At 61.4% G+C, this 13,709-nt stretch carries 8 protein-coding genes; 2 read left to right on the top strand and 6 right to left on the bottom strand.

All coding sequences use genetic code 11. The features are described 5' to 3' along the window. Positions 1 to 32: 32 nt before the first annotated feature. From QMZ29_RS04615 to QMZ29_RS04595, 5 genes are all read right to left on the bottom strand, one after another. The gene (locus QMZ29_RS04615; protein ID WP_033644870.1) at positions 33 to 485 is read right to left on the bottom strand and encodes a flavodoxin; all 453 of its coding nucleotides are present in this window, start codon (positions 483 to 485) and stop codon (positions 33 to 35) included. Between the two features lie 33 nt (positions 486 to 518). Beyond that, positions 519 to 1,289 (bottom strand): tRNA pseudouridine(65) synthase TruC, encoded by a 771-nt coding sequence (truC, locus tag QMZ29_RS04610; protein ID WP_025304040.1) that lies wholly within the window; start codon positions 1,287 to 1,289, stop codon positions 519 to 521. Between the two features lie 60 nt (positions 1,290 to 1,349). Continuing rightward, positions 1,350 to 3,698 (bottom strand): penicillin-binding protein 1C, encoded by a 2,349-nt coding sequence (pbpC, locus tag QMZ29_RS04605; protein ID WP_261427009.1) that lies wholly within the window; start codon positions 3,696 to 3,698, stop codon positions 1,350 to 1,352. A 49-nt stretch (positions 3,699 to 3,747) separates the two neighbouring features. Next, on the bottom strand, positions 3,748 to 9,723 hold the full coding sequence (locus tag QMZ29_RS04600; RefSeq protein WP_060435083.1) for an alpha-2-macroglobulin family protein: 5,976 nt from the start codon (positions 9,721 to 9,723) through the stop codon (positions 3,748 to 3,750). A 146-nt stretch (positions 9,724 to 9,869) separates the two neighbouring features. After that, complete coding sequence (locus QMZ29_RS04595) at positions 9,870 to 10,196, bottom strand: YqcC family protein (protein WP_025304043.1); 327 nt, start codon at positions 10,194 to 10,196, stop codon at positions 9,870 to 9,872. A 177-nt stretch (positions 10,197 to 10,373) separates the two neighbouring features. Here QMZ29_RS04595 and QMZ29_RS04590 point away from each other — a divergent pair, with 177 nt between their 5' ends. Next, the gene (locus QMZ29_RS04590) at positions 10,374 to 11,612 is read left to right on the top strand and encodes an MFS transporter (RefSeq protein ID WP_147823292.1); all 1,239 of its coding nucleotides are present in this window, start codon (positions 10,374 to 10,376) and stop codon (positions 11,610 to 11,612) included. A 609-nt stretch (positions 11,613 to 12,221) separates the two neighbouring features. Here QMZ29_RS04590 and syd read toward each other — a convergent pair. Beyond that, positions 12,222 to 12,770 (bottom strand): SecY-interacting protein, encoded by a 549-nt coding sequence (gene syd, locus QMZ29_RS04585; RefSeq protein WP_025304045.1) that lies wholly within the window; start codon positions 12,768 to 12,770, stop codon positions 12,222 to 12,224. A 63-nt stretch (positions 12,771 to 12,833) separates the two neighbouring features. On the opposite strand from syd, the gene queF reads away from it, so the two are divergent. Further along, positions 12,834 to 13,679, top strand: coding sequence for an NADPH-dependent 7-cyano-7-deazaguanine reductase QueF (queF, locus tag QMZ29_RS04580; protein ID WP_049296155.1), 846 nt, complete (start codon positions 12,834 to 12,836; stop codon positions 13,677 to 13,679). Positions 13,680 to 13,709 lie beyond the last annotated feature (30 nt).

Raw genomic sequence — 13,709 nt, 5'->3', positions numbered from 1 at the left:
GTTAAGGCGCCCTGTTACGGCGCCTTTTTACGTTATGACTGCAGCAGCGTGCCCCACTGCTCGACCCACGGGCAGGCGGCCACTTCCGGCTCCGGCTGTTCCATCGCATCGATTTCCAGCACTTCGCCAACGCGGGTGGCGCCCTGTTCCTGCAGCAGCGCATCGAACGTGCGCCCGGCGCCGCAGAAGTGGTCATAGCTGCTGTCGCCGAGGGCGATCAGCCCATAGCGCAGCTCCGGCTGATAGCCAACCTGATCGCGGATAGCGTGGAACAGCGGCGCGATGCTGTCCGGCAGATCGCCCTGCCCGGTAGTGGAGGTGATCACCAGCGCGTAGTGCTGACGATAAAACTGCCAGGCCTCCAGCGTGCCCTCTTCGAACAGTTTGACCTCATGGCCCTGCTCGCTGAGGATGTTTTGCGCCTCTTCCGCCACCAGCAGCGAATTGCCGTAGACCGTTCCCACGAAGATACCAACCTGAGCCATGGCTCCTACTCCCTTCATTACCTTTAAAAATTGTCAGCTATCCTGACCGTTAGCCGCGCTAAACTCAACCCCGGCAAGTTCAGGGAATACCCCCGCCCAGCCGAACTGCGCCATCACCCCTTGCCAGTCTTCGTCCCAGCGCGCCGTCACCTGTAGCGGCTCGCCGCTCACCGGGTGCGTCAGCTGCAGATGGCTGGCGTGCAGCATCAGGCGCGGGCAGCCGAAATGCTGCGCCATCCCACGGTTCTGCCGCAGATCGCCGTGCTTGCTGTCACCGATGATCGGATGGCGAAGATGCGCCATGTGGCGCCGCAATTGGTGCTTGCGGCCGGTTTCCGGCTGCAGTTCCACCAGACTGTAACGCGCGCTGTCGTAGCGGCCGACGGCCACCGGCATCTCTACCTGCGCCAACGGCCGGTAGTGCGTGACGGCCGGCTGCGGCCCCTTGTCGGCATCGGCATGTTTATCGGCGATTTTGTCCAGCTCCGCCGTCAGCGGGTAGTCGAGGGTCGCCCCCTCCTGCACGTAACCGCGCACCACCGCATGGTAGGTTTTCTGCACCTGATGCTGCTCGAACTGCTGCGACAGCAGGCGCGCCACCTCGCTGGAAAGCGCCATCAGCAGCACGCCGGAGGTCGGGCGATCGAGACGGTGCACGGTAAAGACGTGCTGCCCGAGCTGATCGCGCACCGTTTGCATCATAAAACGTGTTTCATGACGATCCAGCCAACTGCGGTGTACCAACCAGCCCGACGGTTTGTTCACCGCCACCAGGTGTTCATCCTGATACAAAATCTCAATCACATCGCTTTCCCAGGTCAATAGCCGTTTCGGGCGCGAGTATAACAGGCGTGCGGCTCAGCGCTAGTTTACCCATTCGATGGTCACCAGGCGCGTATCGGCGCGGCCGCGATCGTCCACCGCCCGAATGCGATAACGCCCGTTGTTGATCGGCCGCCAGTCGATCGGCTTTTTGCTGGCGCTGCTACCGAGATAGATATCGTCGACAAACCAGTACACCGTCTTGCTGTCGGCATCCGTCACCGCATTGAAGGCGATTTTGTCCCGCCCCTGCTGCGACTGGCGCAGGGTATAGGTGGTATTTTTCAGCGGCGAAGTGATGCGCGGTGCGTTGCCGCCGACGGCGATGCCGTTATCCTTGCAGTGGTTAACCGGCGGCGTCCGTTTCGGCAGCCCGGCCTGGGCGAACACGTTGGCCAAATCGGAAGGCCAGAATTCAAAGATTTCGGTACGAGTCTGCGCCGCGTCATACGGCGGGCAAACGACCTCGCCGCTGTGAATATCCAGCACCACAGGCCGATAGACGCTGTCCACCTTGATCGGCGACTTGCCGGGAATGAACCAGGTCTTGCCCTTTTGCTGGCACCACGGCGTCGGCAGATCGCCGCTGGCGAGACAAATCTCCACCCGCCGCAGCCGTTGGGGGAACGGATGTTTCGGTTCCCGCAGGCCAGGGTAGCTGGCGTTGACGCTGTCGATGATATTGAAAAACAGCGGCGCGGCCGCCTCGGCGCCGACCAACGCATTGTTGCCGCGCCCGTCGAAGTTGCCTTCCCACACCACCAGCACGTAAGGGCCGAAGATTCCGACGCTCCAGGCGTCGCGAAAGCCCCATGAAGTCCCGGTCTTCCAATACACCGGCAGCGAAGAAGAACGCTGTGCCAGCGTATCGCCCGGCCGCCGGTGCTGGCGCAGCATATCCAGCGTGATGAAACTGGCCTCCTCACTCAGCAGCCGCACCGGCGTCGATTCGGCCTCGTTCAATCGCATGCGAAGCGGCCGCAGCTCGCCGCGGTTCGCCAGCAGCGCATACAGCTTCGCCAATTCCTGCGCCGTCACCTCACCGCCGCCCAATACCAGCGACAGCCCGTAGTGGCTCTCATTGGCCATATTGGCGACGCCGCTCAGGCGTAAGAACTGATAAAAAGTCGGCTGGCGCAGCTGCGAGGCGACATATACCGCCGGGATGTTACGGCTGAAGTTCAGCGCATCGGTGGCGGTCACCGGGCCGAGAAAGCGCCGGTCGAAGTTTTCCGGCGCATAGGCGCCGAACGACGAAGGCACGTCTTTCAGGATAGTCATCGGATGCAACACGCCTTGCTCCACGCCCAGCGCGTAGATGAACGGCTTCAGCGTCGATCCCGGCGAACGTTTGGCGTTGGTGCCGTTCACCTGCCCCTGGATCGGCCGATTGTAATAGTCCGCCGATCCTACCAGCGCGCGCACCCCCATATCGCGGCTGTCCACCAGCAGCACCGCGGCGTTTTGAATGCCGCGGCTGCGGTTGCGGGCGATAAAGGCGTTAACCTGCCGCTCGACCAGCCGCTGCAACCCGACGTCCAGCGTAGTGTCGACGCGAGTGTCGCGCTGCACCAGTTGCTGCGTCTGCAGGCGTAGCTGTTCGATAAAGTGCGGCGCAATATAGGGTACTTGCTCAGGCTGCCGCAGCGCCAGCGGCAGGCGGAACAGCGTTTGCTGGCTGGCGTCGGTCGGGTAAACCTGCTGCCAGCGCTGGAACAGACGGTTGCGCGCCTGCGTCAATGCGGCACCGAGCACGCCGGTTTTTGGCTCCAGACGGTAGCTAGGCGACTGCGGCAGCACCGCCAGCGTCAGCGCCTCCGGCAGGGTCAACGCCTTCGGCGACTTGGCGAAGTAGATCAGGCTGGCGGCGCCGATGCTTTCAATGTTGCGACCGTAGGGCGCGTAATTCAAATAGGCTTCCAGGATATCGCGCTTGGAGTAGCTCAGTTCCAGCTGCACCGCGCGCAGCACCTGCAACAGCTTGCCGCCCGGCGTGCGGGTATTGAGATGCCAGCGCATCCGCGCCAGCTGCATGCTGATGGTCGATCCGCCCTGCATTTTGCCGCCGGCGACATAGCTGCGCCAGAAGCCGCGCATCAGGCTGACGGGGTTAAAGCCGGGGTTGTAGTAGAACCAGCGATCTTCGTGCAGCAGCAGCCCACGCACCGCCAACGGCGACACCTGCTCCAGCGGGGTCCACAGCCGGTAGCGATCGTCGTTGGCCAGCGTGATGCGCAGCAACGCGCCGTGCCTGTCGTAATAAACGGAAGACTGCGGCAGCCCCTGCCACAGGGGCGGATGCGGCCACAGCCGAATCGCGGCCAACAGCAGCGCCAGTAAAAACACCGCCATCAAGCCGTTTTGCAGCACGCGCCCGGTCAGGATCTTCATACGTTCTCAGCATTCCGGCGCCAGACGCTGGCCTGGCGCCGGATATGGCCTAGTCGTTGCCCGCCGGCACCACCACCAGCTTGCCGCCGCCGGCCGACATGGCCTGCACTTCACGGTCGTACATGGCTTCGCCGTAGGCCGGTGGAACAATAAAGCTGCCGGTATTGGTGGCCTTGATCTGATAGACGAACTCCTGCACCTCGGTGCCAGCGCTGCCGTAGATAATCACCCGATCTTCGCGGATATCGCTGTAATCCGGCGCCCAGGTGGAGCCGGTGGCGGCCAGCGGCGACTGCCAGCCGCCGCGATCGTCGCTCTCCTCGCCGGTATCGGCCGGTTCCGGCGGCGTCTGCTGCACCACTTCGAACCCGCCCGGCAGCAGATCGACGATCGCCAGGTTGCTCTGCCCCTCTTTCGAGTTGGCGCGCACCTTCAGATGGACGTTGATCTTCTGCCCCAGCGTCACCTGCGTCACCGCTTTGCCTTGCTCGTCGGTGTAATCGCGGACAATCTCAATGCCGCGCGACAGCGCTTTTTGCGGCGCATTCAGATCGTAACCGGCCTGCGTCACCACATACCAGGCCGGCGCATTGCCGCCGTTGGTGAAGCGCACGGCGGTGGCATCGGCGTTAAACTGCCCCTGAACGAACAGCCCCTGCAGCTCACTGATGCGCTGCGGCTCGCTGCCGCTTTTGCCCACCTGCACGATGCCTAACGCGTCCGCATTGGCGGATTGCGCCGCCACCTCAGTCGAATAGCTTTCCAGCGCCAGGATGCTCATTGCAGAGGAGTACGTGGTGTAACGCTCTTCTTTCAGTGCCTTGACCATATTCTCCAGCACCTGCGGCGGAATCGACGCCACCTTCTCAGGGAAGTGACGGGTAATCAAATACAGCCGCGTCGCATCCTGCACCAGCGGATCGAAATAGTTCTGCGTCCACCAGGCGCTGTCATAGGCTTTGCTCAGTTGCTGCCAGCTCGGTTGCAGCAACGCGACGGCTTCGTCGTCCATCTTCAACAGGCGATAGGAAGAGGCCAGATACAGCGCGCTCAGGTCGGTTTTCCACTCCTCGCCATAGCGTTTTTGCAGCGTATCCTGCACCGCCGCCAGCGAGTTGGTGGTCACTTCGCCCTGCAGCGTCAGCAGGTAAACCGCCCAGCTGCGCAGGCGCAGCAGATACAGATCGTCGAACCCGCTGGCCGCCAGCTCGCGCAACGCGCCGTTGGCTTCATCCAGCATGCCTTCCGGCAGGGCGTAGCCCGCCGCTTTGGCTTCGAGCAGATACTGCACCACATAAGGCGTGACGAAAGGATCGGCATCCGGCGATGAACGCCAGGCGCCGATCGCCCCGCTGTCGTTCTGGCGGGCGCGCAGCACGCCAAGCAGATTGCGCAGCTGCTTGCTGACTTCCGCCTGGCTCAGGCTGCTTTTCATCTCTGGGTGACGGCTCTGCAGCATCAGCGGAATGGAACGGCTGACGATCTGCTCGGAACAGTAATATGGGTAATCCGCCAGGTATTGCGCCAGCCCATTGGTCAGCACCAGCGGTGAATTCGACACCGCAGCCCGGCGCTGCGCGAAAGCATCGAACATCTGGCGCAGGCCATCGACGTTCTGGCTGCTGCCACTCATGCGCCCCATCACCGACTGGGTGCGGTACGGCGCCGCCGGCCGCACCGAGGTGCTGACGGTGCGGCGGCTGGCCTGGTCGCCGTAACGGGCGTCGAACACCAGCGGCGCATCGCCCAAAACGGCTTTGGCGCGCAGGCGGAAAGCGATCACGCCCTCGCGTTTTTCCGCCAGCGTCAGGCTTTGCGTCGCGTTGCCCACCACCTCCAATTGCGGCGGCGGCGTCAGCAGGACGTTGATGGCTGCCGACTGGCCGTTCAGCCCTTCGAGGTTGTTGCTGATGCCCACGCTGACGTCGAACTCATCGCCCGGCGCCACCATCGCCGGCACGTTCGGCGTCATGATGAAGCTGTCACGCACCGTGGCGGCGGTTTGCGCCTTGCCGATTTTCTCCGGCGTCACCGAAATCGCCATGACGCGGATCTTGCCGTTGAAGTAGTCCGGCACCGGGTAGACGAACTGCTTCTCGCCGCTGACTTCGGTAATGCCGGACCAGTAGGCCACCGGCTTGTCACGCTTGCGTTTGAACGGGTTGAGGTTGAGATCCAACCCTTCGCCCGCATCGCCGCCCGGCGCCGCGGTCAGCGCCATCAGCTTGCTGAACTCCGGCAGGATCAGATCAAGGATCTGCGAGCTGCTCACGTTCAGTTCGCGCTTGCTGAAGAAGAACTCCAGCGGATCCTTCAGGCGGTAACGCGCCACCTGCAGAATGCCCTCATCGACGGCGAACAGCGCCACCTGCTGCGGCGCATCGGTCTTGACCGTCATCGTCAGGTTTTCACCCGGCTTGATGACCGCCGGCGCCGTCACCTCGAGGCTGTTTTGGCGCGCCTTGGTGCTGATCTTGAACGGCATCACGCCGTAGCTCAGCGGGCTCATGAAGATCTCGCTGGAGTTGATGTCGCGCACGAACTGCACGTTGATGTAGCCGTTGCCCTCCATGCCGGCCGGCACGCGGATCGTCTGCACCGAGCTGGTGGTATCGCTGTGGAACCACTGCCAGGCGTAAACTTTGTCCTTCTCGATGGTGATCAAACCGCTGCCGGTATAAGGCGCGTTAATCGCCACCTCGATCTCCTCGCCCGGCTGGTATTCCGCCTGGTTCAGTTTCAGCTTCAGTTCGGCGTTGCGATCCAGCGAACGGCTCAGGTTGGCGTTGCCGGCCACGCTGTAGGCGACGCGGTTGAGCGTCTTGCCCTGCGCATCTTCAATCACCAGCACGAAGTCGCCCGGCTTATCAGTCGTCAGCCGCAGATCCGCGCCCTGCTCGCTCAGCGCCAGCGGCTGTTCCGACAGCTGCACTTCCTTCATCTTCGACTGGTATTTGTAAACGCCCGAATCCTGTTTGGTCAGCACCGAAATGTATTTCTGTTCGATCAGCACCTGCTTCAGATTCGGCATGGCGATCTGTTTCAGGGCCGGATCGATGGCGATCACATTCAGATGCCGCTCCGCGTCGCGATTGATGTAGCCCAGATCGCCGTCGGCCTTCACCCCAATCAGATAATCGTAAGGCGAAACCAGCGTACGGGCGGTAGCCGCCACCGAACGCCCGCCGCCGGCGACGAACGCCTCCGACAACAGCTGCAGCTGATAGGTCGCGTCGGCGTAGGATTTCAGATCGAGCGGAATATCGGCCGCGCCATGCTCATCGGTGGTGCGATCTTCCAGCTCGGTTTCGAACCCGTCGCTGTTTTGCCGGTTTTCGTAGAACGCATAATCCGGGAAGCGATCGAAGCTCGGATACATCGGCCGCAGCGTCAGCCTGGTGGTCACGCGGCGATCTTGCGCCGGGGTGCCGAACAGGTTCTGCACGTCGATGCTGGCCTTCAGCTCAGACGGTTTTACCCAGCCTTGCTGGCGGTCCGGCGTCAACGCCAGCTTCACTTTCAGCTGATCCGGTTCGAACTCCTTCACATTGACCGCGGTATGGCCGAGCAGCGTGGAGGTATCGTTGTTTTTGCCGATCAGATACAGATAGACGTTCCACTCGCCGGTCGGTGAGTTTTCATCGGTGGTATAGCTCAGCTCGTTGAAACCGCTGGCGCCCAGCGTCAGCGGTACGGTGGACATCAGCTTGTCGCGCGGATCGCGAATTTCGGCACGCACCGGCACGCCGGCCAGGCCAACGCCCCAGTCGGCGGCGCGGGTGATCAGGCCAATATTGAAAGTATCCCCCGGCCGATAAACGCCGCGATCGGAGAATAGATAACTGCTGAGGGTGCGCGGATCGGTCGGCGTTTGTTCACCGGCGACGTCGAAGCGCGAGAAGTCCAGCCCGCGATCGTTATAGCTACCGGTCGGCAGGAAGGAGACATCCCCTTCCTTTTCCACCAGGAACATCACCGGCTGGCGCTCGTTGGTGTATACATCGAGCGCCGGGAAACGCACGTGGCCGTCGGCCCCGGTGGTTTGGCTGAGCAGCGTCACGCCGTTTTTGGCCACTACCGACACGGTGGCGCCGCTGACCGGTGCGCCGCTTTGGATCGACTGCACAAAGACATCGCGCGTCTTATCCTGCGAGCTCTTGGCGACGATGCCCAGATCGGTCACCACCACAAAGCGCGAATCGCCGACGTCGGGCTGCTCTTCCCCTTCGCTTTCATCTTGTTCCTGATCCTGCTCGGTGCCCGCCTCTTCCGCCGCCGGTTTTCGGTTCGGCTGCCATTCGGACAGCGTTAGCAGGAATACCCCGCGATGGGAGCTGACGTTGGTGGAGAGATAACGGGAGAGATCGATGCCCTGATAGTTCACTTCCCCCGGCCGCTCGTTGTTGAGCGCCGTTTGGTATTTGAAATGCTCGGTGAAATATTCGTCGTTGAGACGGTTGAATTCCGTGGACGAGTAGTCCCGACTTTTGAAGGAGACAATGTGCTGCAGCTGGCTCGGGATCACCCGTTTGATGTCCAGCCGCAGGCCCGCCACGTTACGCGCCGCCACGCTGATCTGCTTGTCGCCGTTAACCGACAGCAGCGAGCCCTGCGACATGAACTGCAGCGATTTCGGGAACTCCGGCACGTCGACCACCCGATAAACCTTCTTCGGCATCTTGTAACCGCCGACAGAGACCAGCTGGTTGTCTATCTCGAGCAACACAAAGCGGTGCGCCGGAGCGTCGAAACGGAAGCTGAACTGCGGTTGATAGGCCTCTTCCGCCTCGTTAAGCGTCAACGGCAGTGGCGTCGCCTGCGCCAGCACGTTTTTGCCGACGCTGTCGACCGTCCATTGATAGAAGTCTTCGGCATCGTTGGCGGCCTCGGCATCGCTCGGATCGTGCTGCGGCAGCAGCCAGGCTTTGGTGGCCCGCACCAACTCTTTATCCTTCACCGCATCGCTGAAACCGACCACCAGCGCACGCTGCCCTTGGCCGCCGTCGGTGTCCACGACCTGAGCGCTGGCGTCGCTCAGCGCCAGGCTGTAGAGGGTGGGTACCTTGACCCAGTTGCTTTTCGCCTCTTCGACCGCGTTGCCGGCCGCCGTCGATTTAACGCCCTTACCGACGGTCAGATGCACCGCGCCGCCCTGATCCAGCGCCTGAAGAGGCTCGGAATGCACCCAGGCGTTCAGTTTTTTCTCGTCATAGACCAGAGAGAAGTTCAGCTTTTTCTCGGAGGACGTGCTGCCTTCCTTCAATCCCAGCGAAATCTGTTTTTCAAAGCTGGCGACGTCGACCGGCGCGTTGAACTGCAGATTGAAAATCGCGCTGCGTTTCTGTGCATCCTGCGGATCGCGGTAATACTCGGCCTGCCCCAGACGGTAATCGAACGCGGGCACGGTGAAGGCATAGCGGGTTTTGGCGAGCTTGACCTGCGGCGCCAGCAAGGTGGCGGGCTCCAGGGCCACCTCATATTTCGCCCCCATCGGCAGCGGTTTTTTCGGCGAGAACACCAGCGTTGATTCATTGCTCCACGCCCACTGCCCTTCTGCCGTCGGTTTGAGGGTGATACCGGCGCTCACGGTTTTACCCACCACGGCGATCGGCGCGACCGAGCCGCTGAAGGTCAGGCTCACCGTTTGCGGCGCCTGCCGGGCGGCGGCGTAATCTATCGGCTCGGGGTTGGCCACCTCGGCGCTGATCTCCTGAACCACCAACGGCGCCGGCTCGATGGGCTGGGGCCGATTTTGCCACCAGTGCCAACCGTAAAACGCGCCGCCCGCGGCCCCCGCCAGCAGCAGCAGGCCCAGACCGATCGCTTTCGGGTGTTTATCCACGCCGCTTTCGAGCCGCAAAAAACCGCGCGGCAGCGCAGCCCACCAGGCCGGCGCGCGCCAGCTGAGGTTGCCGACCAGCGGTCTCAGCAACCGTCCCAACAGCGACAACGCCCCACCCAGCAGGCGACAAACGCCCTTAACCAGGGTAAAAGGCAAACGCAGGATAAACCTTAATAAATCCATTATTGCAGCACCTCATCATCCTAATGCAGCCCCCGGTCAACCGTCGCGGTTCAACCGAGCCGAAAGACACCGTCGGCTCTCCTGCCCGGCATCCGCGCGAGTACTCTACACTGCCGGGCGGCAAAAATCTGCGCGCCGCCGGTGAATTACGGCTCTTTGTTTAACATCAAATCCAGCTGTTGCAGCAGCACCAGCAGCGGCAGGCTGCTCGGCTCACGATCTTTCAGCGCCTCTTCGAAATAAGGCGTGATGGCGAAGCGCGTCGGCAGCGGCGCTTGGGCGTCCAGCAGCGCATACATACGCGGCAGAAACACCCACTGCAGCCAGGCTTCGGCCGACATGCTGTCGATACAGAACGGCTCGGTGCTGGAAAAAGCCTCATGCTCAGGCGGCGCGGCCTGCCACAGCGCCAGATCGCGCATGGATTGTTCAATCGCCTGCAAACTGCGGCGCACCTGGTTATGTATACTCATCTGCATTCCCGATCTCTTTTCATTATGGTATTCAGCTCGCTGGCTGAAAGGCGGCAAAGCATAGCATTTTTATAGCCCAAATTTGGCGCGCCCGAGACCGGCTGCCGTTTTTATCTGGTGGCGATCGCCGCCGCGCGGCACAATAGGCCACCGAATTCACCACACAGATAAAGATTCATGTCCGTAATAACAGAGAAAAAAAACCACGCGACGCCCGGTAAAGCCATGCTGGCCTCGGTCACCGGTTATGCCATGGACGGGTTTGACCTGCTGATCCTCGGCTTTATGCTGCCGGCCATCAGCATCGAATTAGGATTAACCTCATCGGCCGCCGGTTCGCTGGTCACCTGGACGCTGATCGGCGCGGTGCTGGGCGGCGTGATCTTCGGCCACCTCAGCGATCGTTTCGGCCGCATCCGGGTGCTGACCATCACCATTCTGATGTTTTCCCTGTTCACCGGCCTGTGCGCCGTGGCGCAAGGGTATTGGGATCTGCTGGCCTATCGCACCCTGGCGGGCATCGGGCTGGGCGGCGAATTCGGCATCGGCATGGCGCTGATCGCCGAAGCCTGGCCGGCGGAGAAACGCAACCGCGCTTCGGCTTACGTCGGCATGGGCTGGCAATTGGGCGTGCTGGCAGCCGCCTTCCTGACGCCGCTGCTGCTGGAACACATCGGCTGGCGCGGTATGTTCCTGGTCGGTCTGCTGCCGGCGCTGGCGTCATTCCTGATCCGCCGCACGCTGGGCGAGCCGGAGGCGTTCGTGCGGCAGAAAGACGCCGGGCGGCCGCTCTCCTTCCTGCAGCGTTTGCGCCTGCTGTTTAAGGATCGCACTACCAGCAAGGCCAGCATCGGCATCTTCATTCTCTGTTCGGTGCAGAACTTCGGTTACTACGGGCTGATGATCTGGATGCCGACTTACCTGGCGAAAAACTTCGGCTTCTCACTCACCAAGTCCGGCCTGTGGACGGCGGTGACGGTGGTCGGCATGACGTTCGGTATCTGGCTGTTTGGCGTTCTGGCCGATCGCTTCGCCCGCTGGAAGATTTTCGTGTTGTATCAGGTAGGCGCGGTAGTGATGGTGATCGGTTACGCTCAGTTGAGCGATCCGATGCTGATGCTGTTCGCCGGCGCCGTGATGGGCATGTTCGTCAACGGCATGATCGGCGGCTACGGCGCATTGATTTCCGATACCTACCCGGTACAGGCGCGCGCCACCGCGCAAAACATCCTGTTCAATCTGGGGCGCGGCGTCGGCGGCCTGGGGCCATTGGTGATCGGTGCGCTGGTGACGCAGGTGTCATTTACCGCCGCCATCAGCCTGCTGGCGGCGATTTACCTGCTGGATATCTACGCCACGCTGTTCCTGCTGCCGAAAAAACAGGGCGCAGGCGATACGCTGGGCGCGATTGGTTAACGCTGGCGATGGATTAAGCAGAGGAGCACGCACGGCGGGAGAGAACAAAAAGTTGGGGGCACTGCGTTAACAGTGCCCCCGGTTCGTTTTATAGCTATCCCGCTACACAGTGTGCTCCCTGCTCAATCCTTGAAAACTTTTCCTGCGGCCATCCTGACCAAGTGATCCTTGCATCATCCTGCAGCATCGTCCTGACGCGGTTCCTCAGCCTTCCTGACCCGCCGACAGTCCTGTGCCGGCTCTCAATCTCCGTCCTGGAGGTGTCCCTGGTTTCTATCCTGAAACATCCTGGGCATCTCCTGACGCCATCCTTCGCTCGTGCCTGAGCGCATCCCTTTCTTCTTCCTGAAGCTGCATCATCCTGATGCTTTCCTGCTCCGCCGGTTCCGTTCCGGTAACGATAAGATCGCTTAAATTCCCCGGAATCACAAGGGTTTGGGAGGTGTCTCACACTAAATTAAGACTAAGAGTTATCCTAAAGAAATTCTAACCAATTGATCTGGATAACAATAATCTCATAGCCTGGAAAAAGGTGGGAAAAATTAAGAGCGATATCTCACAGCCCGTGTGAGAGATCTCTCACACGGGCGACGGCGAATCCGTCGCGATTCAGTCCAACACCGGGCGCAGCGCATCGAGGAAATTCCCGAGCGTCGCCGCCAACAAGGTGCGCTTATCGCTGCCGAACTGCTCCAGTACCACGTTGCCGCTGACGTTGCACAGCGACACCATCGTCATCTCGGATTCGGTGGTCGCCAGGAAGAGGGTCGGCGACAATTTGAGGCGCTTTTGCGTCACTAAATGGCCGATCAGGTTTTCCTGCAGGCGGATAAAATCCTCTTCGCTCCAGACCTGCAGCAGGCTCAGGCGATGCTCGCCGAACTGCGCGCTCATGTCGCCGGCGTATTGCTGCGTGTAGAAGCGATGCGCATCCGGCTGCAAACGTAGCTCCAGCGCGGTCTCTACCTTTTCCAGCGTCGCCGCCGGTTCGAAAGGCTGCGGCAACCACAGCACGTCGTCCTCGCGATTCTCCACGATGCAGGGCGACGGCACGCCGTACAGCGCCTCGCTGGCCGGCGCGTGGCCGCGCTCTTGCTGCCACAACTCGACATAGCGTTGAGTGAATTCACGCAGGGCGTGCGATACATCATGGTCCATATTCTTTCTCGCATACGTTAAACTGACGGCCATTGTACCTATCTCTGACCGAGGTGACAGCAGATGTCCTCATATCAAGACCACCAGGCCCTGTCGGGGCTGACGCTGGGCAAACCCACCGCCTACCGCGATCGCTACGACGCCACGCTGCTGCAGGCGGTGCCGCGCAGCATGAACCGCGAGCCGCTGGGGCTGTACCCCGACAACCTGCCCTTCCACGGCGCGGACATCTGGACGCTGTACGAACTCTCTTGGCTCAACGCCAACGGGCTGCCGCAGGTGGCGGTCGGCGAGATCAGCCTCAACGCCGACAGCCTGAACCTGATCGAATCGAAAAGCTTCAAGCTGTATCTCAACAGCTTCAACCAAACGCCGTTCGCCGATGGGGAAACGGTGCGCAGCACCCTGCAGCGCGATCTGTCCGCCTGCGCCCAGGGCGAAGTCAGCGTCACCCTGTTCAGCGTCGAGCAGTTGGAAGGCACGCCGATCGCCCGTCTGGCCGGCGACTGCATCGACCAACAGGATATCCGCATCGACAATTATGAGTTCAACGCCGACTACCTGCTGAACGCCGTCGGAGAAGAGGCAGTGGAAGAGCAATTGGTCAGCCACCTGCTGAAGTCCAACTGCCTGATCACCCATCAACCGGACTGGGGCTCGGTGCAGATAAGCTATCGCGGCGGCAAGATCGATCGCGAAGCGCTCCTGCGCTACCTGGTCTCCTTCCGCCACCACAACGAATTCCACGAACAGTGCGTCGAGCGCATCTTCAATGATTTGATGCGCTACTGCCGGCCGCAGAGCCTGACGGTTTACGCCCGCTACACCCGTCGCGGCGGGCTGGACATCAACCCGTGGCGCAGCAACGTCGCGTTCACTCCCGAGCACGGCCGCCTGGCGCGCCAATAAGTGCGAAACATTGCTCAACAACTGAGCTAA

The sequence above is a fragment of the Serratia sp. PF-27 genome (assembly GCF_030053255.1).
Taxonomy (GTDB): Bacteria; Pseudomonadota; Gammaproteobacteria; order Enterobacterales; family Enterobacteriaceae; genus Serratia; species Serratia bockelmannii.
Note: the sequence above shows the minus strand (reverse complement) of the source record. Positions and strands in the feature narration are given on the sequence as shown.

Excerpts from the sequence above, each read along its gene's own strand:
- QMZ29_RS04590 (WP_147823292.1), top strand. The coding sequence starts at position 10,374 with ATGTCCGTAATAACAGAGAAAAAAAACCACGCGACGCCCGGTAAAGCC.
- queF (WP_049296155.1), top strand. The coding sequence starts at position 12,834 with ATGTCCTCATATCAAGACCACCAGGCCCTGTCGGGGCTGACGCTGGGC.
- QMZ29_RS04615 (WP_033644870.1), bottom strand. The coding sequence starts at position 485 with ATGGCTCAGGTTGGTATCTTCGTGGGAACGGTCTACGGCAATTCGCTG.
- syd (WP_025304045.1), bottom strand. The coding sequence starts at position 12,770 with ATGGACCATGATGTATCGCACGCCCTGCGTGAATTCACTCAACGCTAT.
- pbpC (WP_261427009.1), bottom strand. The coding sequence starts at position 3,698 with ATGAAGATCCTGACCGGGCGCGTGCTGCAAAACGGCTTGATGGCGGTG.
- QMZ29_RS04595 (WP_025304043.1), bottom strand. The coding sequence starts at position 10,196 with ATGAGTATACATAACCAGGTGCGCCGCAGTTTGCAGGCGATTGAACAA.
- QMZ29_RS04600 (WP_060435083.1), bottom strand. The coding sequence starts at position 9,723 with ATGGATTTATTAAGGTTTATCCTGCGTTTGCCTTTTACCCTGGTTAAG.